Genomic DNA, 21,873 nt, shown 5'->3' on the forward strand with positions numbered 1-21,873 from the left:
TGCGTTGACAGGCACAGGGGTCGCCCGTACGGTGTAGAAGGTCCTGTTGTCGTCGATCGGAGAAGGACGTTGCTCTACTGAGGTCCTGAGACACCGCGTCACACCTCTTGAGGTGTGTTCCGCCGCGTGCGACCTCGGTATTCGAGCTGTCCCCCGACGAACAGGGCTTTTTTCATGCCCCGGGCCGTCTCGTCCTTCCGTGGCCGCGGTGTCTCTACACGCGTTTGCCCTTGATCACTGCGAGCAACCGCGGAGGCGCCTTATGTCTACTTCCATCACCTGTACCTCCCTGTCCTTCTCCTGGGCCGACGGCACCACCGTGCTCGACGGCCTCGACGTCTCCTTCGGGCCCGGCCGCACCGGCCTGGTCGGGGTCAACGGGGCGGGGAAATCAACGCTGTTGAAGCTCATCGCCGGTGAACTCGAGCCCAGTGACGGCACCGTGCGCGTCACCGGCGAGGTCGGCCATCTCCCGCAGAACGTCACGCTCGACACGGGCCTGAAGGTCGACGAGGCCCTCGGGATCGCCGCACAGCGTGCCGCGCTGCACGCCATCGAGGCGGGCGACGTGTCCGAGGCACACTTCGAGACGGTCGGCGACGACTGGGACGTCGAGGAGCACGCCCTCGCCACCCTCGGCGAACTGGGTCTCGGACACATCGAGTTGGACCGCACGATCGGCGAGCTGTCGGGCGGCGAGTCGGTGCTGCTGCGCCTGGCCGCGCTGCTGCTGCGGCGCCCGGACGTGCTGCTGCTGGACGAGCCGACCAACAACCTCGACCTGTACGCCCGCCGGCGGCTGTACGAGGCCGTACGGTCCTGGCCGGGCGTCATGGTCGTGGTCAGCCACGACCGTGAACTGCTCGACCTGGTCGACCAGATCGCCGATCTGCGCGGCGGTGAGGTCACCTGGTACGGCGGCAACTACTCCGCCTACGAGGAGGCCCTCGCCACCGAGCAGGAGGCCGCCGAGCGGATGGTCCGCGTGGCCGAGGCCGACCTGAAGAAGCAGAAGCGCGAACTGGTCGACGCAGCTGTGAAGCTGGCCCGCCGCAAGCGGTACGGCCAGAAGATGTACGAGCAGAAGCGCGAGCCGAAGATCGTCATGGGGGCACGCAAGCGGGCGGCCCAGGTGTCCGCCGGCAAGCACCGCATCATGCACGAGGAGAAGCTCGCCGAGGCCAGGGAGCGGTTCGACGAGGCGGCGGAGGCCGTACGGGACGACGACGAGATCCGCGTCGACCTGCCGTACACCGCCGTACCGCCGGGCCGGACCGTGCTCACGCTCCGGGACCTGCAGCCGGCGTACGGCAGCCGGGTCAAGGGCGGGCTCGATCTGCACGGGCCGGAGCGGGTGGCGCTGATCGGGCGCAACGGCGCGGGCAAGACGACGCTGCTGCGCACGATCGCCGGGGAACTGGCGCCGGTGTCGGGCGAGGTGACGGCACATGTGCCGCACCGGTTCCTGCCCCAGCGGCTGGACGTCCTCGACGACGGGCTGACGGTCGCCGAGAACGTGGCCCGGTTCGCGCCGGGCGCCACCAACAACCGGATCCGGGCGCGCCTCGCGCGCTTCCTGTTCCGGGGCGCCCGAGCCGACCAGCAGGCGTCCACGCTGTCCGGCGGCGAACGCTTCCGGGCCGCGCTGGCCGCGCTGATGCTGGCGGAGCCGGCCCCGCAGCTGCTGATGCTGGACGAGCCGACGAACAACCTGGACATGGCGAGCGTACGGCAGCTCACCTCGGCCCTGGAGTCGTACGAGGGGGCGCTGATCGTGGCCGGCCACGACCTGCCGTTCCTGGAGTCGATCGGCATCACGCGCTGGCTGCTGGTGGAGGAGGGAGAACTGAAGGAGATCACGCCGGAGGACATCGCGTATCCGGCCTGACGCTCGGTTACCGCGGAGTATCTCAGGAGGGCCACATCCTGACGCCGGGGGTTTTGTCCGGACCGGACCGCATTGCATGATGGCCAACCGGCGCAGCCACGACGCGCCGGTGAAGCCCCACCGATACGGAGACACCCTCGTGCCCAGCAAGAAGGCCCTCATCCGCCGCCCCGGACCCCGTCTCGCCGACGGCCTCGTCACGCACATCGAGCGCGCCGAGGTCGACGCCGAGCTCGCGGTGGAGCAGTGGGAGGCGTACGGCGAGGCGCTGCGCGAGCACGGCTGGGAGACCATCGAGGTGGACCCCGCGGACGACTGCCCGGACGCGGTGTTCGTCGAGGACACGGTCGTGATGTACAAGAACGTGGCGCTGATCTCGCGTCCCGGCGCGGAGTCCCGGCGGGCGGAGACCGCCGCGGTCGAGGAGGCCGTGGCGAGTCTCGGCTGCTCGGTGAACTGGATCTGGGAGCCGGGCACGCTGGACGGCGGCGACGTGCTGAAGATCGGCGACATGATCTACGTCGGGCGGGGCGGGCGCACCAACGCGGCCGGGGTGCAGCAGTTGCGGGCGGCCTTCGAGCCGCTGGGCGCGCGGGTGGTGTCGGTGCCGGTGACGAAGGTGCTGCACCTGAAGACGGCGGTGACCGCGCTGCCGGACGGCACGGTCGTCGGGCACATCCCGATGATGGACACGCCGTCGCTGTTCGGGCGTTTCCTTCCGGTTCCGGAGGAGTCGGGGGCGCATGTGGTGCTGCTGGGCGGCAACAAGCTGCTGATGGCCGCGAGCGCGCCGAAGACCGCCGAACTGTACGCCTCGCTCGGCTACGCCCCGGTCGTGGTGGACATCTCCGAGTTCGAGAAGCTCGAGGGCTGTGTGACATGTCTCTCGGTGCGACTGCGTGAGCTGTACACGTGATCGGGTGAGCCGACCCACCGGACAGCCCCGGGACCTGCGGGTCCCGGGGCTGTCTGCATCTCCGTCGCAGGCCGCTGACCAGCGATCTTGACAGGGTTCTTTACTGCGGCCTTAACCTACGGCTTCGTAACCTACGGATTCGTAGCCTACGATCCCGTAGGTTCCGGCGCTTCGCGCCGGTGCGTTCCGCTTGACCCCGTGGCCCCCTGGAGTACCTGTGACGATCACTTCCCCCCATCTCGGCAGCCCCTCCGTCTGGACCGACGCCCGGCTGCTGTACGCACTGGAGGAAGTCGTCGAGACGGAGCTGAACCGGCATCTGAAGGTCGCCAAGGACTGGATGCCGCACGAGTACGTGCCGTGGAGCGACGGCCGTAACTTCCCGGGCTTCTTCGAGGACGGCGAGGCCTGGGGCAAGGAGCAGTCGAAGGTCACCGAGATCGGCCGGATCGCACTGGTCGTCAACCTGCTGACCGAGGACAACCTCCCCAGCTACCACCACGAGATCGCCACGCTGTTCGGCCGGGAGGGCGCCTGGGGCACCTGGGTGCACCGCTGGACCGCGGAGGAGGGCCGGCACGGCATCGTCATGCGGGACTACCTGCTGGCGTCCCGCGCGGTGGACCCTGACCAGCTGGAACGTTTCCGCATGGCTCATATGAGCGAGGGCTTCGAGTCGGACAACCGGCACTCGATGCTGCACTCGATCGCGTACGTCGCCTTCCAGGAGCTGGCGACCCGCATCTCGCACCGCAACACCGGCTTCCAGTCCGGCGACCCGGTGTGCGACCGGATGCTGGCGCGCATCGCGACCGACGAGAACCTGCACATGGTCTTCTACCGCAACCTGCTCAAGGCCGCCTTCGAGCTCGCGCCCGACCTCACCATGCAGGCCGTGCGGGACGTCGTGGTCAACTTCCGGATGCCCGGCCACGGGATGCCCGGCTTCGAGCGGGCCGCCGCGCAGATGGCCATCGGCGAGGTCTACAACCTCCGTATCCACCACGACGACGTCCTCCAGCCCGTCCTGCGCTTTTTGAAGGTGCTGGAGATCGACGGCCTCGGCCCCGAGGGCCTCCAGGCCCAGGAGGAGCTGGGCCTCTACATGGGCGGCCTCGACGCGGAGGCCGCCAAGTTCGACGAGAAGCTGGCGGCCCGCAAGGCCCGTATGGCCGCGCGCGCGGCCGGCTGAGCCGACCCCGGCCGCCCAGCCGCCCAGCCGCCCGGCCGTCCGGCGGCGCAGGGCGTCAGCGGGAGGTGCGGCGCAGGGTCAGGCGTTCCTTCTCGGACAGGCCGCCCCAGACGCCGAAGCGTTCGTCGTGTTCAAGGGCGTACTCCAGGCAGGCCGGGCGCATGTCGCACATGGCGCAGATGCGCTTGGCCTCGCGGACCGAGCTGCCGGGCTCGGGGAAGAAGAAGTCGGCCCCGGTCTCGGCGCACAGGGCCTGGGCCTGCCAGGCGGGCGCGGCCGGGGTGAGGGTGTCGTTGTGCATGGACGAGATCGTGCCGGGCGGCGAAAAACGTTCGATCAACGCGGGATCAACGGACGTCCGGCAGGGCCCCCGGCCGGTCGATGATGCCCGTCCCGGACGCGCCGCGCACGGCGGCGCGCGGTTGTCAGTGGGCGGTGCGAGACTCGGCAGTGCGGACAGCGGACCCCTGCCGAGGAGGGCGATGATGCTCACCACCCGTTTCGTCCATGGCGCGCCGAACTGGATCGACGTCGGTACGCCGGACATCGACGGCGCGGCTGCCTTCTACGGCGCCCTGTTCGGCTGGCGGTTCGTCCCGGGCGGCCCCGAGGTCGGCGGGTACGGCCTGTTCCAGCTCGACGGCCGGACCGTCGCCGGGGGCATGCAGACCACGCCCGAACAGGGCCCGCCGTCCTGGACGGTGTACTTCCAGACCCCCGACGCCGACGCCACCGCCGAGGCCGTACGGGCGGCGCACGGCTCGGTCGTGTTCGAGCCGATGGACGTGACGGACCAGGGCCGCATGGCGATCCTCGGCGACCGGGCGGGCGTGCCGTTCGGCGTCTGGCAGCCCCGTCTGAACAAGGGCGTGGACCTGGTGCGGGACCCCGGCTCCCTGCGCTGGCTGGAGCTGTACACACCGGACATCGCCGCGGCCGCCGGTTTCTATCACAAGGTGCTCGGCTGGGAGACGTCCTCGGTCAGCTTCCCCGGGGGCTCCTACACCTGCGTCAACCCCTCCGGGCAGGGCGAGGACGCCATGTTCGGCGGCCTGGTCCCGCTCGACGAGGACTCCGGCGAAACGGGCGACCCGTACTGGCTGGTCTACGTCGAAGTGACGGACACCGACGCGACCGCCGCCCGGGCCCGCGAACTGGGCGGCACGGTCCGCACACCCCCCACCGACATCCCCGACGTCGGCCGCGTCGCCAGACTGGCCGACCCCTACGGGGCCCGCTTCGCGGTCATGACCAGCGCGGCGCGCTAGGCGCTCGCCCGGCGGACCAGTGTCGTCGGGAGGATGGTGGCGCCGGGGTGGGGTGCGGCGCCGCCGGTGATGTGGTCGAGGAGCAGGCGGGCCATGCGGCGGCCCATCTCCTCGATGTCCTGGCGGACCGTGGTCAGGGGCGGGTCGGTCTGCTCGGCGACCGGGAGCAGGTCGTCGAAGCCGATCAGGGCGACGTCCTCGGGCACCCGCCGCCCGTGCTCGCGCAGCACGCGCAGGGCGCCCGCGGCGGACAGGTCGTTGGTGGCGAACACGGCGTCCAGGTCGGGGCAGCGCTGAAGCAGTTCGCGCATCGCCCGCTCCCCGCCGGCCGGCGTGAAGTCGCCCTGCGCGATCAGCCGGGGGTCGGCCTCGCCCACCACGTCCCGGTAGCCGTCGAGCCGGTCCACGGCCGACGTCTGGTCCAGCGGCCCCGCTATGTGCGCGATCCGCGTCCGGCCGAGCCCCGCCAGATGCCGTACGGCGTCCCGCGCGCCGCCCCTGTTGTCGCAGTCCACGTACACCGTCGGCGCGGCGCCCTCGTCCGCCCCGTCGGCCCAGCCGGGGCGTCCGCCGAACACGGCCGGGACCCCGGCCCGCCGGATCAGGCCGGGCAGCGGGTCGTCGAGGTGCAGCGAGAACACCAGCGCGCCGTCGACATGTCCGGCGGCGAGATAGCGGCCCACCCGGGCGTGGTCCTCGCGGCCCTCGGTGAGCAGCAGGACGAGCTGGTTGTCGTGGGCGGTCAGTTCCTTGCTGATGCCGCGCAGATGGAGGGCGAAGAACGGGTCGGCGAAGACCCGTGTCTCGGGCTCGGCGACGACGACCGCGACGGCGTCGTGCCGCCGCGTCACCAGGCTGCGCGCCGCCTGGTTGGGGACGTATCCCAGTTCCTCGACGGCTCGCAGGACCCTCTCCACGAGGGGTCCGCGCACCCCGTCGCCGCCTCTGACCACGCGGGAGGCGGTGGCTCGTGACACCCCGGCCCGCGCGGCCACGGCCTCCAGGGTGGGGCGCGGAGCGGTCTCGGTCACGGCTCAACTCCTCATCGGCGGCTCGCCGATCAGGATAGCCAGACATCAGGAGGGCTCCGGCCCCGGCTTCCTCGCCCGGCTCGGCTGCACCCGCTTCGGCTCGCCCGGCATCTTGGGGTACTCCGGCGGATAGGGCAGGTCGCCGAGGCCGTGGTCGTGTTCGTCCTTGGTGGCCAGCTCCAGCAGGGTCTCCAGGGAGTAGGCGTGCTCGTCCATGTCGGCGTGGACGTCGCCGAGCTCGGCGAACCGCGCGGGCATGGTCGTGATGTCGAAGTCGCCGGGCTGGGCCTCCCCGACCTCCTCCCAGCGCAGCGGCGCGGAGACGGGGGCGTGCGGGCGGGGGCGTACGGAGTAGGCGGAGGCGATGGTGCGGTCGCGGGCGGTCTGGTTGTAGTCGATGAAGATGCGCTCGCCGCGCTCCTCCTTCCACCACTTGATGGTCACCTGCTCCGGCATCCGGCGCTCCAGCTCCCGGCCGACCGCGATGGCGGCGCGGCGGACCTGGGTGAAGGTCCAGCGCGGTTCGATCGGCACGAAGACATGCAGTCCGCGTCCGCCGGAGGTCTTGGGCCAGCCGCGCAGTCCGCCGAACTCGTCCAGCACGGCGCGCAGTTCATGGGCGGCGCGGACGGCGTCGGCGTAGTCGGTGCCGGGCTGCGGATCGAGGTCGATGCGCAGTTCGTCGGGCCGGTCCACATCGGTGCGGCGCACCGGCCAGGGGTGGAAGGTGAGCGTGCCGTACTGGGCGGCCCACAGCACGGCGGCCTCCTCGGTGGGGCACATCTCGTCGGCGCTGCGTCCGCTGGGGAAGGTGATGTGGGCGGTGGGGATCCAGTCGGGCATGTTCTTCGGCGCCCGCTTCTGGTAGAACCACTCGCCGGTCACCCCGTCGGGGTAGCGCTCCAGGGTGGTGGGGCGGTCGCGCAGGGCGCGCAGGATGCCGGGGGCGACCGCCTGGTAGTAGCGCGCGAGGTCCAGCTTGGTGTAGCCGCGCTCGGGAAAGAAGACCTTGTCCGGGTTGGACAGCCGTACGGTCCGGCCGCCCGCCTCCAGTTCCACCGCGTCACCCATGCGAGTCACGGTATGCGTACGCCCCATACCTCGCATATCGGACCTCCACGGACGCAGGATGGAAGGAGCAGGAACCGGCGCGTACGGAGAAGAGGTGCGAGGTCATGACGATGTTCATGGACGTCCATCACGGGGGGATGCCCGGCGTCACGGCGGACCAGCTGCGCCAGGGCCATGACGCGGCCGTCGCGATGGAGCAGGAGATGGGTGTGCGCATCGAGCACACCTGGGCGGACCCTGAGTCAGGGACGGTCTTCTGCCTGACGGAGGCACCGTCGGCCGAGGCCGTGACCCGGGTCCACGAGCGCCTCGGCGGCGCCCCGGACGAGATCCACCCGGTGCCGCTGTCGGTCTAGCGGCGTATCCACCAGGGGCAGGCCCGGCGATCGACTCTTAGAGTCGATTTATGGACCTGCCCGTCATGCCGCCCGTGAAGCCGATGCTCGCCAAGTCGGTGGCGAGGATCCCGCCCGGGATGCAGTACGAGGCGAAGTGGGACGGCTTCCGGGCGATCGTGTTCCGCGACGGCGCCGACGTCGAGCTGGGCAGCCGTACCGGCAAGCCGCTGACCAGGTACTTCCCGGAACTGGTGGGGGCGCTGCGGGAGCGGGTGCCGAAGCGGTGCGTGCTGGACGGGGAGATCGTGATCGCCCGTGAGGGGCGGCTGGACTTCGACGCGCTGACCGAGCGCATCCACCCCGCCGACTCCCGGGTGCGGACCCTGGCCGAGCGGACGCCGGCGTCGTTCGTGGCGTTCGATCTGCTCGCCCTGGACGACGAGTCGCTCCTCGACGTCCCGCTGACCGACCGCCGGGCCCTGCTCACCAGGGCGCTGCAAGACGTGACCCCGCCGGTGCACCTGGCGCCCGCGACGACGGACCTTCAGACCGCGCAGAGCTGGTTCGAGCAGTACGAGGGGGCGGGTCTCGACGGTGTGATCGCCAAGCCGCTGACCGTGCCCTACCTCCAGGACGAGCGGGCCATGTTCAAGGTCAAGCACGAGCGCACCGCGGACGTCGTCGTGGCGGGCTACCGCTTCCACAAGAGCGGCCCCGTGGTCGGCTCGCTGCTGCTCGGCCTCTACGACGACAGGGGCACCCTCCAGCACGTCGGCGTCTCGGCGGCCTTCACGATGCAGAAGCGCGCCGAGCTGGTGCGGGAGCTGGAGCCGCTGCGGATGGACGAGGTCGCGGGGCATCCGTGGGCGGCCTGGTCGGACGAGGCCGCGCACGAGACGGCCCGGCTGCCGGGGGCGCCGAGCCGTTGGTCGGGCAAGAAGGACCTGTCCTGGGTGCCGCTGCGCCCGGAGCGGGTGGCGGAGGTCGCCTACGACCACATGGAGAACGGCGCGCGCTTCCGGCACACGGCCCGCTTCCGCCGCTGGCGCCCGGACCGTACGGCGGACAGCTGTACCTACGCGCAACTGGAGGAGCCGGTGCGCTACGACCTCGCGGAGATCCTCGGCGAGCGTTCCTGAGTCAGGGCTGCATCAGCACCTTCACCGCGCCCTCCTGCTTGCGCTGGAACATCTCGTACGCGTGCGGCGCGTCGCTCAGCGGCAGCCGGTGGGTGGCGAAGTCGTCGACGCCGAGGGGGTCCTCGTCGGTGAGGTAGGGCAGGATCTCGTCGCTCCAGCGGCGTACGTTGGCCTGGCCCATGCGGATCTGGAGCTGCTTGTCGAACAGGGTGAGCATGGGCAGCGGGTCGGCCATGCCTCCGTAGACGCCGACGAGGGACAGCGTGCCGCCGCGGCGGACCAGCTCGATCGCGGTGTGGAGGGCGGCGAGCCGGTCCACGCTGAACCGCTCGGCGAGGGGCCCGCCGATCTTCCGGGGCAGCATGGAGGCAGCCTGCTGGGCGAGGCGGGCGGCGGCGCTGCCGTGCGCCTCGGTGCCGACCGCGTCGATCACGGCGTCCGGGCCGCGCCCGTCGGTCTGGTCGCGGATCGCCGTGACCAGCTCCTTCTCGTCGTCGAACGCCCTGAGGTCGTACGTCTCGACGCCCCGCGCCCGTGCCCGCTCCAGCCGCTCCGGCACCAGGTCGACCCCGAACACCCGGCCCGCGCCGCGGACCTGGGCGACCCGGCAGGCCATGTCGCCGATGGGGCCGAGGCCGAGGACGGCGATGCTGCCGCCCTCGGGGACACCCGCGTAGGCGACGGCCTGCCAGGCGGTGGGCAGGACGTCGGAGAGGTAGAGGAACCGGTCGTCGGGCGGGCCCTCGGGCACCTTGATGGGCCCGAACTGGGCCTGCGGCACGCGCAGATACTCGGCCTGACCGCCGGGCACGGAGCCGTAGAGCCTGGTGTAGCCGAACAGGGCGGCGCCCATGCCCTCGCCGGTGACCTGGGTGGTCTCGCACTGGGTGGGCAGCGCGTTCAGGCACATCCAGCAGTTGCCGCAGGCGATCTGGAAGGGCACGACGACCCGGTCCCCCGCCGCGAGGTCGGGCACTCCGGCGCCGACCTCCTCGACGATGCCGATCGGCTCGTGGCCGAGGATGTCGCCGGGCGTCATGAACGCGGTGAGCACCTCGTACAGATGCAGGTCCGAGCCGCACAGCCCGGTGGAGGTGACCCGGATGACGGCGTCCGTCGGCTCCTCGATCCGCGGGTCGGGCACGTCCTCCACGCGTACGTCCCGCTTGCCCTGCCAGGTCACAGCCTTCATCGCGCGATCCCCTCTGCTCGTCCCTGTGCTCGTTCCGGGCCGGCCGCCGCCCGGGTACCCGGGCCGGCCGCGGTGAACCGGGCGTGGGCCGATCGGGCCGATTCCGGGCGGCCAATGGGGGATGTGCGGCCCGGCACCCCATGGGAGGGGGTATGGCCTGCAATGACCTGACAAGCGCACAATCATGGCAGAGGACGGGCGGGTGGCGACGGTGAGCACGGCACACAGAGCGCGAGCACGGCGCGGCAGAACGACGGCGGCGCTGCTGGCCGCCGTGGTGGCGGCCTCCCTGGCCGCGGGCTGCACCTCGGGGAACGGCGGCTCCAAGGACGACGGGAGCAGCCCGGACCAGAAGCCCGGGCACAGCCGGGCGGCCGCGGGGTCCGTCCTCGCGGTGAAGATCGACAACTCCCGCCGCGCCCGCCCGCACACCGGGCTGGACAGCGCGGACGTCGTCTACGCCGAGCAGGTCGAGGGCGGCATGAGCCGGCTGATGGCGGTGTACGCGAGCAAGCTGCCGGCGGCGGTCGGGCCGGTGCGCAGCGCCCGGGAGACCGATCTGGAGCTGCTGCGCCAGTTCGAGCAGCCGACGCTCGCCTACTCGGGGGCGCAGAGCAAGCTGATGCCGCTGATCGACCGGGCGCCGCTGCGGGCGGAGCCGCCGGGGCGCACGTCTGGCGCGTTCTACCGCGGCCCGGACCGGCCGGCCCCGCACAACCTCTATCTGCGGCCCGCCGCGCTGCTGCCCGAGGCACCCGGCGCCGCCGCGCTGACCACCGGCTTCTCCTACGGCGCCGCGCCAAAGGGCGGAACAGCCGACGCCTACGAGACGGTGAAGTACCCCGCGGCCCGCTTCACCTTCATCTGGTCGGCGAGCCATCACGGCTGGCTGGTCTCGATGGACGGGGTGGGCGCGACGACCACCGACGCGGGCCGGCTCGCTCCGCCGACGGTCGTGGTGCAGTACGTGAAGCTGCGCAAGTCCGACTACTTCGACTCGCTGGGCAACAACACGCCGTTCACCGAGACGGTCGGTACGGGCCGGGCGAAGGTGCTGCGCGACGGCAAGGCCTTCGACGTGACCTGGTCGCGGCCGACGGCCACCGACGGCACGCGGTTCGCGACAAAGGACGGCAAGCCGGTCAACTTCGCCGAGGGCCAGGTGTGGGTGGTGTTCGCCAAGGCCTGAGCCAGGGCCCGAGCCAGGGCCCGAGCCAGGGCTTGAGCAAGGCCTGGGCCAAGTCCTGGGCCGAGCCTGACGCGAGCCCTGATGAACTAGCTCAGTCCCTGTCCCCTCTCCAGTGCCTCGCGCGCCTGGGCGACCAGGCCGTCCGCGCCGCAGGAACGGGCCAGGGACAGGCCGCGGTTGAGCTCGGCCACCGAGCGGGCCGCGAGGCCGTGCTCGATCCGGGCGGCCGCGTGCTCGTACTGGCAGGGCGAGGCCTCCAGGAAGGCGACGGCCTTGGCGGCGAGGCGCACCTTCTCCTGTCCCGTCTCCAGGGCGGCCGCGCAGCGCAGGGCCTCGCCGATCGCGGTGTCGGTGCCGAACCGCTCGGCCTGGCGACGGGCGTCGGCGGCCAGTTGGGCGGCCCGGGCCGGGTCCTCCGCGGCGAGCGCGCGGGCGAGGTCGACGGTCCAGGGCGCGAGGACGGGGTTGTGTCCGCCGCGGGCGACGGCCGCCTTCTCCGCCTCGCCCAGTTCGTTGATGCCCTCCTTGGTGCGGCCGACGGCCAGCAGCAGCCGGCCGCGCACGGAGCGGGTGTCCGGCAGCACGATGGTGGAGGGGTAGGGCGGGGCGAAGCCGTACTGCTCGGCGATCGCCCAGGCGGCCTCGACATGGCCGCGGGCCAGCAGGGTGTCGACGAGCCCGCAGGTCGCCGACCAGTACAGGGGCAGGCCCCGGCCGACGCGCTCGGCGAGGCGCAGCGACTCGCGCAGGACCTTCTCGGCGTCGCGCAGTTGGCCCTGCCTGCGGTAGGCGAGGCCCAGGAAGGCGTTGGCCAGGGAGAGGTGGCCGCCGCTCCAGCCGGCCGTGGTGTAGGCGCGCAGGGCCTCGGAGAACAGGCTCTCGGCGCGGTCGAGCCGGTCGGCGTAGGCGTAGGAGCTGCCGAGCATCATCAGCAGCTCGATGCCCCACTCGGTGTCGGTCCAGCCGAGGCCGGGTGCGAGGCGGCCGTTGACGAGGGCGCGGTCGCACAGCTCGACGACTTCCTCGGCGTTCTCGCCGTGGGTCATGGCGTCGAAGCCGCGCAGGATGAGCAGGGCGCGCTCGGAGTTGTCGCGGCCGGTGCAGGTGGCGGCGAGCCGGGCCAGCCGCTCGGAGCGGCCGGGGGACGTGGCCTCGCCGGCGTAGATGCCCTCCCACATGTACTGCACGGCCTGCAGGCGCAGCCTCGCGGGCCCGTCCTCGTGCCGGGCGGCCTCCGCCTCGACGGTGCGCACGGCCTGTTCCAGCTGGTCGTTGTGCAGGAGCGCCTGGGAGAGGCGGAAGACGGCGTCCACCCGCTCGGCGCCGTCCAGGCCGGGCATGGACAGGGCGGTGCGCAGATGGCCGATGGTGGTGGCGGGCGCGGTGAGCAGGGTGGCGCAGCCCAGTTCGTAGAGCACCTGGGCGTGCACCTCGGGCCGGGGCGGTTCCTCCAGGGCGCGTTCCAGGCAGCGGCGGGCGGCGTCCGGGGCGCCGACGGCGAGGTGTTCGGCGGCGGCCTCGCGCAGTTGACCCACGAGTTCGGCGTCGTCGTCCGGGTGGACCTGGAGCAGATGGCGGGAGGCGGCCGCGGCGCCGAGGCCGGAGTCGGTGACGACCTTGGCGGCGATGCCGTGCATGGCGGTGCGCAGCGCCTCGGGGATGGAGTTGTAGACGGCGCTGGCGATCAGCGGGTGCACGAACTCCAGCTCGCCGCTCTCGGGTTGGTCGGGTGTGGTGAGGATGCGGGCGCCCTGGAGCAGTTCGGCGCAGCGCGCGGCCTCGTTGCGGGGCATGGTGGCGAGCTTGGCGACGAGGTCGACGGAGATGCCGGTGCCGAGGATGGCGGCGGCCCAGGCGAACCGGGTGGCCTCGACGCCGAGTCCCTCCAGTCGGGCGACCAGTCCGCCGCCGCGTGCCGAGCGGTTCAGGGCGCGCAGTTCACCGGCCGAGGTCTCGGTCGGTTCCAGTTCGCTGTCCTGGACCTTGGCGAGGAGTTCGACGGTCTCGTAGGGGTTGCCGCCGGTGACGGCCCAGACCTCGCGGCAGAACGGGGCGTCGGCGTGGGCGCCGAGGGTGACACGGGTCAGTCCGGCGGTGGCGTCGGGGGTGAGGGCGCTGAGGTTGGTGACGGTCCGGCCCGCGGCGGCGATCTCCTCGAGGTAGCGGGCGCTCTCCCCGGCCGTCTCGCCGGGCCTGCGGGCGACCAGCACGAGCACGGGCAGGTCGTCGATGCGCTCGGCGAACGCGGCGAGCCAGCGAAGGGTCTCCTGGTCGGCCCAGTGGGCGTCGTCGACCAGCAGCACCAGCGGGTACTCGCGCCGGGCGAGGCGGCGTACGGCGGCGACGAGGCCGTCGCACACGCCCTGCGGGTCGGCCTGACGCTCCGTCGGCTCGACTATGCCGAGGGCCGGGCCTGCGATGTCGTACCAGTCGTCGAGGTAGTCGCGGGCCTCCTCGGGCAGCATCGAGACGAGGGCGGGCTGCAGCAGTTGGCGCACGACGTGGAAGGGGACGGACCGCAGGGCCTCGCCGCCCCTGGCGGACCAGACGGTGCAGCCGCGTTCCTCGGCGATGCGGCGGGCCTCGTGCAGCAGGGCGGTCTTGCCGAGGCCGGCTTCGCCGCGGTACAGCAGCAGGCTGCCCGCGGACGCGCGGTCGGCGCACAGGGTGTCGACCGCCCGTGCGATGGCGGCGACTTCCTCGTCACGCTCCCACAGGGTAGCCGAGGCGGCCGCCGTGGGCCGTACCTCCGTCATCCCGCTACCTCCCCAAGTCGCCCGGACGACGTACAGAGGTCGAGCGTAGCCGTCCGGCGGGCCCGGCGGTGGCGGGTCGGCGCAGCTGTTGCCGTCACGGGTGACGGAGCGTGCGCGCGGGCGACGCGCGGGGCGGGTGAGCTGCCACGGAGCGACGTCATCGGGGGCGGCCCCGGGGGGAGTTGACACCCTTTCGGTGCTGTACGACCGTAACTGCCCGGGTTCCGCCGCATCCCGTGGGCGCGGAGGCCGCCCTCTCATCGCGCTTTCACGGTTGCCTCATACGGTGGGGGTATGACGCAGGTGACTCCCCCCGGGTGGTACCCCGACCCCGGGCAGAAAAGTGACGGTCCCGCCACCGAGCGCTGGTGGGACGGCGGGGCATGGACGGAGCGGATCCGTCCCGCGGGCTCGGCCGCACCCTGGGGGCCGCCGCCGGCACAGCCGGGGTACCAGGGCCCGCCGCCCCAGCCCGGCCAGCCCGGTTTCGCGGCGATGCCGACGCAGGCCGCGTTTCCCGCCTACCCCGGCTATCCGGGTCAGCCCGGCGCTGCTCCGGGCGGGCAGCGGCGTGGGCTGCGTACGGGGATAGCGGTCGCGGTGGCGGCGGCGGTGCTCGCGAGCATCGGGGTCGGCGTGTACGCGCTGACCAAGGACGACGGCGGCTCGGACCGGGCCGGCACCCAGCAGGACCGGGGCGCGCCGGACGGCCGGGACGGCGGGCAGGGCGGCCCGTTCGGCGACGGCGGCGGGTCCGGCGGGCCTTCGCCGGACCCCGAGAAGAGCCCCGAGGAGAGCCCCGGGGACGGCGGCGGCCGGGCGCCCGAGGTCGAGGGCGGCGGCACGCTCCAGGACCCCGTCAACGCGATCAGCATGCCGGTGCCCGAGGGCTGGTCGGGCCAGGCGATGACGGTGGGCGCGCAGATGACGTCCGAGACCACCTACAAGTGCCCGGCCGACCCCTCCCAGCAGTGCACCAAGGGCGGCGCGTACTCGGCCCCGGCCGAGCTCCTGGGCACCAAGGGCACCACGCCGGAGGCGGTGGCGAAGGCGGACATCGCCGCGAACGCCAAGGAGTCCTACGGCGGCAGCTACGGGGAGATCACCTCCCACCAGGTGCTGGCCTCGAAGGCGGTCACCGTGGCCGGGCAGAAGGGCTATGTGGTGCGCTGGAAGGCGATCACCAGCAAGGGCTCGGACGGCTACGTCCAGTCGCTGGTGTTCCCCTCGCCCGCCGACAAGGGCCGGCTGGTGGTGGTCCGCTTCGGGCTGGACGTGGACCAGCCGCTGTCGATCCTCGACGACGTCACCGAGGGCATCGAGGCGTCCTCCGGCGGCGGCGACGGGCAGGACGTCTGAGGCGTCCTACGGCATACGACGGCCGGGTGGGGTGCCTCTCCGCTCCAGAGGCACTCCACCCGGCCGGGGGGTGCGCGCCGCCCCCGTCCCCACGGTGCGGCGCGGTCAGGTCGCCGTCCAGTCATCCCGTGGACGGCGGCCTGGGTCTTCAGGTGAGGCCGAGCACCGGCAGCACCGCGGCCTCGACGAACCGGACCAGGTACTCCGAGTCGGCGTACTCGCCCTCGATGACGGGGCGTGCGCGCAGCACGCCGTACATCTGGGCGGGGATGTACTCCAGCGCGGGATGGTCCGCCGGGACCTCGCCGCGCTCCACACCGCGCCGCAGGATGTCGCGCAGCGCGTTGATCTCGGGGTCGACGAGGGCCTCGCGCAGGGCCTGCTGGAGTTCGCGGTCCTGCATGACGGCGTGGCCGAGGGCCTGGAGCAGCCTCTGGTCCTTGTCGGAGGTGCCGCCGGCGGCCCGGGCGGCCTGGCGCAGGTCCTCGGCGAGCGAGCCGGTGTCGATGCCGGCGAAGCGCGGGCAGCGGTTGGAGCGCAGCGCCGCCGCCACGAACTGGGGCTTCGTCTTCCACTGCCGGTAGAGCGTGGACTTGCTGCAGCGCGTGCTGGCCGCGACGCCGTCCATGGTGACGGCGTCGTAGCCGCACTCACGGATCTGGTCGAGTACGGCGTCGAAGAACTCCTGCTCCCGTTCCCGGGTGAGCTTGGAGCGGCGCGAGGCGACCTGTTCCGGTCGGTCCGCGGCCTGCGACGTCATCGGCACTTCCTCCCTGTCACTGCTCCAGTGTGACGCACCTTTCCGATACGCCAGTGTACCGGTACTGAACCGTATCGGTACACTGGCGTATCGGTACAGTCCAGTATCGGTACTTCCCCGTATCGGTACGCCGACGGACGACCACACACACCACACCGTCTGTCGTCAGTGAAGGGGCCGGGGATGAAGGCACGGACCGAGCGGCCACCGCTGCTGCGCGAGCTGCTGCTCGTCGCAGGGCTCTTCCTCGTGTACAAGTTCGGCCGGCAGCTCGCCACGGGTCACACCGAGGCGGCCTTCCGCAACGCCCGCCATGTGTGGGACCTGGAGCGGACCGTACGACTGCCCGGCGAGGCCTCGGTGCAGTCGCTGCTGCTGCACGGCGACTCGCTGGTGCACACGGCCAACGTGTACTACGCCACCGTGCACTTCCCCGCCACCGCCGCCTTCCTGGTCTGGCTCTATCTGCGGCGCCCCGCGCACTATGTGTGGGCCCGGCGGGTGCTCGCCGCGGTCACCGCCGCCGCGCTGGTGCTGCACCTGGCGTTCCCGCTCGCCCCGCCGCGGATGCTCGCGGCGACCGGCCTGGTGGACACGGGCCGGGTGTACGGGCCCTCGGTCTACGGCCCGCCGCAGACCGACCATCTCTCCAACCAGTTCGCGGCGATGCCCTCGCTCCACTTCGGCTGGGCGCTGATGGTGGCGATCGGCCTGATCGTCGCCACCCGCTCACGGTGGCGGTGGCTGTGGCTGCTGCATCCGCTGCTGACGCTGCTGGTCATCGTGGGGACCGCGAACCACTACTGGCTGGACGCGATCGTCGCGACCGCGCTGCTCGGGCTCGCCCTGGCGGCGGTGCACGCGCCGCGCCGCACGGTCAGCACCGCGGGTCGCGGCTCCGCGCAGCTCGCCCCGGCCGAGGACGGCGTGCTGGTGGGGGCGGGCCGATGAACGCCGCGTTCTCCCTCGCCGTCGTCCTCTCCCTGTTCTCCGGCGTCGCCTACGCCGCCGCCGCGGTGGCCCAGGAACGGCTCGCCTCCCGCTCCCCGGGCGCGGGCCTGCTGCGGATGCTGGGCAGCGGGGCCTGGTGGTGGGCGGTGCTGCTCAACGCGTCCGCCGCGCTGCTGCACGTGGTGGCACTGAAGTACGGGCCACTCACCGTGGTGCAGCCGCTGGGCGCGCTCACCCTGGTCGCCGCGGTGCCGCTGGGCGCACGGGTGGCCGGCCGGCGGGTGAGCGCGGCCGAGTGGCAGGGTACGGCGTTCACGCTGGCGGGCCTCGCCACGCTGCTCGCCACGGCCTCGGGGCCCGCGCCGGACGACGTGCTCAGTCCTGCCGAGGCGCTCACGGTCGCGGGCACCGCCGCGCTGCTCATCGGCCTGCTGTCCCGGCCCGGCGCCCGGCCGGGGCTGCGGCACGCGACCGCCTCGGGCCTCGCCTCCGGGGTCGCCTCCGCGCTGACCCAGACGGTGACGGTGGCCGCCACCGACCGCAGCGGACCTCTGCTCAGCGTCCAGGTGATCGGGGTCGCGGTCCTGGTCGCCGCCTTCGCCACGGGCGGGCTGCTGCTGTCGCAGACCGCGTACAAGGGAGGCCTGGGCGGACCGCTCGCCATGGTCACCCTGGCCAACCCGGTCGCGGCCGCGCTGATCGGCCTCTCCCTGCTCGGCGAGCACCTCCAGGGCGGGGCGACCGGCATCCTGACGGCCCTGGCGGGAGCGGCGCTGGCGGCGTGGGGTGTGGTGCTGCTGTCACGCGGCGCACCGGAGCAGCCGGAGCCTTCCGGGAAGGCACACGGACGGCCGGAGCCCCTTCGCCGACGGGCGCCCGTGCCGCCTCCTCCCCCGCAACCCGAACCGGTCGACGCCCGGCTCGTGGCCTAGCCGACAGATCCGCACAGCTGCCCCGGTCCGCGCGCAGCGGGCCGGGGCAGCTGTGCGTACGGGCCCGGGGCCTCAGTCGGTGATGATCGCCGGGTCGCTGACGCCGGGCAGGCCGTTCTCGACATGGCCGACGAAGCGGCGCAGGAAGATCGGCATGGTGTCGGAGGTGACGGTCAGGTCGTACCAGCGGCGGCTCTCCGTCAGGTCGACCGTGAGCCGCACGGTGCCGCCGGCGCGCACCTTGACCGCGCGGGGCTGACCGCTGTAGCCGTCGATGAGCTTCAGCTGGGCGGTGAGGGAGCCCTTGTTGGTGAAGGTGAGCTCGATGTCGTCGCCCGTGTGGCGCGCGGTGACCTCGGGCCCCGCCTGCTTGCCGGGCCCGCGGAAGACCCGCAGGAAGCCGTTGGGGCCGTGCACGGTCAGGTCGTAGAAGCCGCTGGAGTACGCCGTGTTCCAGGTGTCCGAGACGGTCTTGCCGGCCTCGGTGGTGTACGTCCAGGGGCCGTCGGTGCGGTTGCCGCCGGTGACCCAGAACGCGGCGCCGGCCCGCGCCCCGGAGGCGAAGGTGAGCGTGTACTTCCCGGCCGCCGCGTCCAGGGCGCCGTCGACCGCGGGGGCGTACCGCAGCGGGCGGGCCGGGCGCAGGCCGCTCTCCTGGCGGGGCAGGCTCGGGTCGGCGGGCGGGGTCGGGCGGTAGTCGGGGTGGCGCTCGCGGTCCTTGGGGGCGTACTCGCCGGTGTCCGGCAGGGACGCCGGGCGGCTGTCCGGGCGGGAGAAGTCGAAGGCCGAGGTCAGGTCGCCGCAGATGGCGCGGCGCCACGGCGAGATGTGCGGTTCGCGCACCCCGAACCGGCTCTCCATGAACCGGATGACCGAGGTGTGGTCGAAGGTCTCCGAGCAGACGAACCCGCCCTTGCTCCACGGCGACACCACCAGCATCGGCACCCGCGGGCCGAGGCCGTAGGGGCCGGCCGGGCGCCTGCTGTCGCCCGCGTAGAGGTCGAGCGAGACGTCGACGGTCGACCTGCCCTGCGCGGCCGACATCGGGGGCAGCGGGGGCAGCACGTGGTCGAAGAAGCCGTCGTTCTCGTCGTACGTGATGAACAGGGCCGTCTTCGCCCACACCGCCGGGTTGGAGGTGAGCGCGTCCAGGACTTGGGCGATGTACCAGGCGCCGTAGTTGGAGGGCCAGTTGGAGTGCTCCGAGAACGCCTCGGGCGCGGCGATCCAGGAGATCTGCGGGAGCTTGTCCGCCTGGACGTCGGCCTTCAGCCGGTCGAAGTAGCCCTCCCCCGCCTTGGCGTTCGTGCCGGTGCGGGCCTTGTCGTACAGCGGGTCGCCGGGCTGCGCGTTGCGGTACTTGTTGAAGTACAGCAGGGAGTTGTCGCCGTAGTTGCCGCGGTAGGCGTCGGAGATCCAGCCCCAGGAGCCGGCCGCGTCCAGGCCGTCGCCGATGTCCTGGTAGATCTTCCAGGAGACGCCCGCCTGCTCCAGGCGCTCGGGGTACGTCGTCCAGTCGTAGCCCAGTTCGTCGTTGCCGAGGACGGGTCCGCCGCCCTGGCCGTCGTTGCCGGTGTGGCCCGTCCACACGTAGTAGCGGTTCGGGTCGGTGGAGCCGATGAAGGAGCAGTGGTAGGCGTCGCACACGGTGAAGGCGTCGGCGAGGGCATAGTGGAACGGGATGTCCTCGCGGGTCAGGTACGCCATGGTCGTGGTGCCCTTGGCGGGCAGCCACTTGTCGTAGTTGCCGCCGTTGTACGCCTGCTGCCCGTCGGTCCAGCCGTGCGGGAGGCCCTCGAGGAACTGCATGCCGAGGTCGTCGGCCTCCGGGTGGAAGGGGAGCACCTCCCGGGTGCCGTCGCTCTGGTGCCAGACCGACTTGCCGTTGTCGAGCCGTACCGGGTGCGGGTCGCCGAAGCCGCGGACGCCCCGGAGCTTGCCGAAATAATGGTCGAACGAACGGTTCTCCTGCATCAGGACGACGATGTGCTCGACGTCCTCGATCGTGCCCGAGCGGTGGTTGGCCGGGAGCGCGGCCGCACGCTCGATGCTGCTCGCCAACGCGGTGAAGGCCGTGGTCGCGCCCGCGAGTTGGAGGAATTTACGTCGGTTGACCTCAGGCATGTGTGGGGGACACCAACCTCTCGTGCTGATGGAATGTGCGCGAAAGGAGTGTTCCAAGAGCAGCAAACGTCAGGGAAGGGTGCGGCGACGTTTGCGTGAAAGTCACCCGTACACAGAGGGGCGCGTGGCGTACCTGGGCCCCTTGCGTCGATCGCGGCCCCCGGGTACCTCAGCCCTCGGGGGTCGACACCACCGTCAGGTGGCCCGCCGGGCGGCGGTTGCGCCGGTGGCCCGCGCGAGGGGCGGGGCGGCGGCCCTGGGGGAGCATCGTCAGGCGTGTGTAGCCCAGCACGTGCAGGGACTTGGGGGTCTCGTCGACGATGCGGCAGTCGGTGGCGCCCCAGCTGGGGTCGGGGTGGAGAAGGGGCCGTACGGCGCCGTCGTGCTCCACGGCCGCGTCACCCATGGCGCGCATCCAGTGCGGCAGGCCCTGACGGTAGGCGGCCTCCATGAGCGGGTCCTGGGCGATCTCGCGGCGCACCGCCTGCAGGGCGGGGTCGTGACCGTGCCGCTCCAGGGCGGACGCCAGGTGGGCCAGCATCGGCAGGCACCAGCGGGCCTCGTGCTCGCCGAGGACGGACGCCGCGTCGGGGTGGAACAGGACGAACCTCAGGAAGTTGTCCCCGGGCATGGCCGACGGATGCGGGCCGACACCCCGGAAAAGTGTCTCGAACGCGCTGTTGGCCAGGACCACGTCCCAGCGGTGGTCGACGACGAGTGAGGGAAAGGGGACGGACTCCACGAGCGCGGCGTAGTCCCGCAGATACTCCTGGGCCTGGGGACTGACGGGGGCGGGCCACGGCGCCGGCCGCTGCCCACCTGCCTGATATGCCATCGGGAGGTCACCCCTCTTGCCTCTGCGGCCTTCTCGCGGCGCCCCGATCCTGCTGCTCAGACCGTAGGCATGTCAACTATCGTGGCATTCCGTGACTGTTGACGGCTGAAATTGGCCACAGTTGTGGCGAGCCCTGGATGTGAGTTCGAAGCACCCGCTACGCTCCGGGAAGTTCACGGAGACCACATGCGAGATGGCTGTGCGAGACGTAGGAGACACGTCGGTGACGGATGGCTACGAGGTTCCGGGCGGCACGGCGTCGGCTGTCCTGACGGCCGTCGTCGCTCGTGTCACCGCGCTCGCCGACCGGCTCGGCGTGCCGCACACGGAGGTGTTCGACACGGCGCGGCTGTCCGTGGCCTCCGGTGTCCCCGAGCCCGTCGTGAAGGACCTGCTCCAGGGCCGCCCCGCGGGGGAGCCCGATGTGCAGGCCCGTTTCGTGCAGCGGCTCGACCTACTGCGCCGCACCCGGCTCAAGCCCAACGGCCGCCGCTACACCCAGCAGGAGATCGCCGACGGCGCGGGCATGTCCCGGCAGCAGGCGGGGGCGCTCATCAACGGCGACCGGCGCCCGACCATGGAGCACTGCGACGCCATCCAGCGCTTCTTCCGTGTCCACGCCGGTTTTCTGACCGCCGAGGACGGCGAGGCGCTCGCCGGTGCCCTCCAGCGCACCGAGCAGGATCTGCTGCAGAAGCTCGCCGACCGCGAGCGGGAGGCCGCCGCCTCGGCTCCCGAGGACCCGCTGGAGCGGCTGCTCCAGGACCACGGGGTGCGCGGCATCGCCTGGCGGGCCGCCCAACTGCCCACCGACCAGCACCGCGACAAGGTCGCGGAGTGGCTGGACATGCTCCTGGAGAGCGTCAAGCGCCCGGAGGCGTGAGCCGTTCGGCCGGATTGTCAGTGGTGGCGGGCAAGCTGGAGGGTGCGAG

19 protein-coding genes are annotated in these 21,873 nt (G+C 72.3%); 11 read left to right on the forward strand and 8 right to left on the reverse strand.

What is annotated here, in order from left to right:
• Positions 1-262: 262 nt before the first annotated feature.
• From ACIQ6Y_RS02970 to ACIQ6Y_RS02980, 3 genes are all read left to right on the forward strand, one after another.
• The gene (locus ACIQ6Y_RS02970) at positions 263-1,888 is read left to right on the forward strand and encodes an ABC-F family ATP-binding cassette domain-containing protein (protein WP_404031984.1); all 1,626 of its coding nucleotides are present in this window, start codon (positions 263-265) and stop codon (positions 1,886-1,888) included.
• A gap of 139 nt (positions 1,889-2,027) precedes the next feature.
• Positions 2,028-2,804, forward strand: coding sequence for a dimethylargininase (ddaH, locus tag ACIQ6Y_RS02975; protein ID WP_404031987.1), 777 nt, complete (start codon positions 2,028-2,030; stop codon positions 2,802-2,804).
• 217 nt (positions 2,805-3,021) lie between these two features.
• Entirely contained in the window at positions 3,022-3,996 is a 975-nt protein-coding gene (locus ACIQ6Y_RS02980; RefSeq protein WP_404031990.1) for an acyl-ACP desaturase, read from the forward strand.
• A gap of 55 nt (positions 3,997-4,051) precedes the next feature.
• Here ACIQ6Y_RS02980 and ACIQ6Y_RS02985 read toward each other — a convergent pair whose 3' ends face one another.
• Entirely contained in the window at positions 4,052-4,297 is a 246-nt protein-coding gene (locus tag ACIQ6Y_RS02985; RefSeq protein WP_404031992.1) for a WhiB family transcriptional regulator, read from the reverse strand.
• A gap of 184 nt (positions 4,298-4,481) precedes the next feature.
• Here ACIQ6Y_RS02985 and ACIQ6Y_RS02990 point away from each other — a divergent pair, with 184 nt between their 5' ends.
• Positions 4,482-5,264, forward strand: coding sequence for a VOC family protein (locus ACIQ6Y_RS02990; protein WP_404031994.1), 783 nt, complete (start codon positions 4,482-4,484; stop codon positions 5,262-5,264).
• Here the strand turns inward: ACIQ6Y_RS02990 and ACIQ6Y_RS02995 are convergent.
• On the reverse strand, positions 5,261-6,295 hold the full coding sequence (locus ACIQ6Y_RS02995; protein WP_404031996.1) for a LacI family DNA-binding transcriptional regulator: 1,035 nt from the start codon (positions 6,293-6,295) through the stop codon (positions 5,261-5,263). The genes ACIQ6Y_RS02990 and ACIQ6Y_RS02995 overlap by 4 nt on opposite strands.
• A gap of 45 nt (positions 6,296-6,340) precedes the next feature.
• Positions 6,341-7,366 (reverse strand): non-homologous end-joining DNA ligase, encoded by a 1,026-nt coding sequence (ligD, locus tag ACIQ6Y_RS03000; RefSeq protein WP_404031998.1) that lies wholly within the window; start codon positions 7,364-7,366, stop codon positions 6,341-6,343.
• Between the two features lie 104 nt (positions 7,367-7,470).
• Here ligD and ACIQ6Y_RS03005 point away from each other — a divergent pair, with 104 nt between their 5' ends.
• Positions 7,471-7,722: a nickel-binding protein gene (locus tag ACIQ6Y_RS03005; RefSeq protein ID WP_404032000.1), complete on the forward strand. Its 252-nt coding sequence runs from the start codon at positions 7,471-7,473 to the stop codon at positions 7,720-7,722.
• A 50-nt stretch (positions 7,723-7,772) separates the two neighbouring features.
• Entirely contained in the window at positions 7,773-8,843 is a 1,071-nt protein-coding gene (locus ACIQ6Y_RS03010) for an ATP-dependent DNA ligase (protein WP_404032003.1), read from the forward strand.
• Between the two features lies 1 nt (position 8,844).
• On the opposite strand, the gene ACIQ6Y_RS03015 is transcribed toward ACIQ6Y_RS03010, so the two are convergent.
• On the reverse strand, positions 8,845-10,035 hold the full coding sequence (locus ACIQ6Y_RS03015) for a zinc-dependent alcohol dehydrogenase (protein ID WP_404032005.1): 1,191 nt from the start codon (positions 10,033-10,035) through the stop codon (positions 8,845-8,847).
• A gap of 184 nt (positions 10,036-10,219) precedes the next feature.
• Here ACIQ6Y_RS03015 and ACIQ6Y_RS03020 point away from each other — a divergent pair, with 184 nt between their 5' ends.
• Positions 10,220-11,224, forward strand: a complete 1,005-nt coding sequence (locus ACIQ6Y_RS03020; RefSeq protein ID WP_404032008.1) for a DUF3048 domain-containing protein — start codon at positions 10,220-10,222, stop codon at positions 11,222-11,224.
• An 86-nt stretch (positions 11,225-11,310) separates the two neighbouring features.
• Here the strand turns inward: ACIQ6Y_RS03020 and ACIQ6Y_RS03025 are convergent, their stop codons facing one another.
• Complete coding sequence (locus ACIQ6Y_RS03025; RefSeq protein ID WP_404032010.1) at positions 11,311-13,980, reverse strand: ATP-binding protein; 2,670 nt, start codon at positions 13,978-13,980, stop codon at positions 11,311-11,313.
• 294 nt (positions 13,981-14,274) lie between these two features.
• On the opposite strand from ACIQ6Y_RS03025, the gene ACIQ6Y_RS03030 reads away from it, so the two are divergent.
• Positions 14,275-15,339 (forward strand): DUF2510 domain-containing protein, encoded by a 1,065-nt coding sequence (locus ACIQ6Y_RS03030; RefSeq protein WP_404032012.1) that lies wholly within the window; start codon positions 14,275-14,277, stop codon positions 15,337-15,339.
• A 148-nt stretch (positions 15,340-15,487) separates the two neighbouring features.
• On the opposite strand, the gene ACIQ6Y_RS03035 is transcribed toward ACIQ6Y_RS03030, so the two are convergent.
• Positions 15,488-16,099 carry a TetR/AcrR family transcriptional regulator C-terminal ligand-binding domain-containing protein gene (locus ACIQ6Y_RS03035; protein WP_404032014.1) on the reverse strand — a complete coding sequence of 204 codons (612 nt, stop codon included), beginning with the start codon at positions 16,097-16,099 and terminating at the stop codon, positions 15,488-15,490.
• Between the two features lie 183 nt (positions 16,100-16,282).
• Between ACIQ6Y_RS03035 and ACIQ6Y_RS03040 the strand changes: the two genes are divergently transcribed.
• Positions 16,283-17,050, forward strand: a complete 768-nt coding sequence (locus ACIQ6Y_RS03040; RefSeq protein WP_404032016.1) for a phosphatase PAP2 family protein — start codon at positions 16,283-16,285, stop codon at positions 17,048-17,050.
• On the forward strand, positions 17,047-17,982 hold the full coding sequence (locus tag ACIQ6Y_RS03045; RefSeq protein ID WP_404032019.1) for a hypothetical protein: 936 nt from the start codon (positions 17,047-17,049) through the stop codon (positions 17,980-17,982). The genes ACIQ6Y_RS03040 and ACIQ6Y_RS03045 overlap by 4 nt, the downstream gene beginning before the upstream one ends.
• A 72-nt stretch (positions 17,983-18,054) precedes the next feature.
• Here the strand turns inward: ACIQ6Y_RS03045 and ACIQ6Y_RS03050 are convergent, their stop codons facing one another.
• Positions 18,055-20,106 (reverse strand): phosphocholine-specific phospholipase C, encoded by a 2,052-nt coding sequence (locus tag ACIQ6Y_RS03050; RefSeq protein ID WP_404032021.1) that lies wholly within the window; start codon positions 20,104-20,106, stop codon positions 18,055-18,057.
• A gap of 169 nt (positions 20,107-20,275) precedes the next feature.
• A complete protein-coding gene (locus ACIQ6Y_RS03055; RefSeq protein WP_404032023.1) occupies positions 20,276-20,941 on the reverse strand; it encodes a hypothetical protein in 666 nt (221 codons plus the stop codon).
• Between the two features lie 223 nt (positions 20,942-21,164).
• Here ACIQ6Y_RS03055 and ACIQ6Y_RS03060 point away from each other — a divergent pair, with 223 nt between their 5' ends.
• Positions 21,165-21,824, forward strand: coding sequence for a helix-turn-helix domain-containing protein (locus tag ACIQ6Y_RS03060; protein WP_404032026.1), 660 nt, complete (start codon positions 21,165-21,167; stop codon positions 21,822-21,824).
• Positions 21,825-21,873: the final 49 nt, after the last annotated feature.

It is taken from the genome of Streptomyces sp. NPDC096205, assembly GCF_044763135.1.
Taxonomy (GTDB): domain Bacteria; phylum Actinomycetota; class Actinomycetes; order Streptomycetales; family Streptomycetaceae; genus Streptomyces.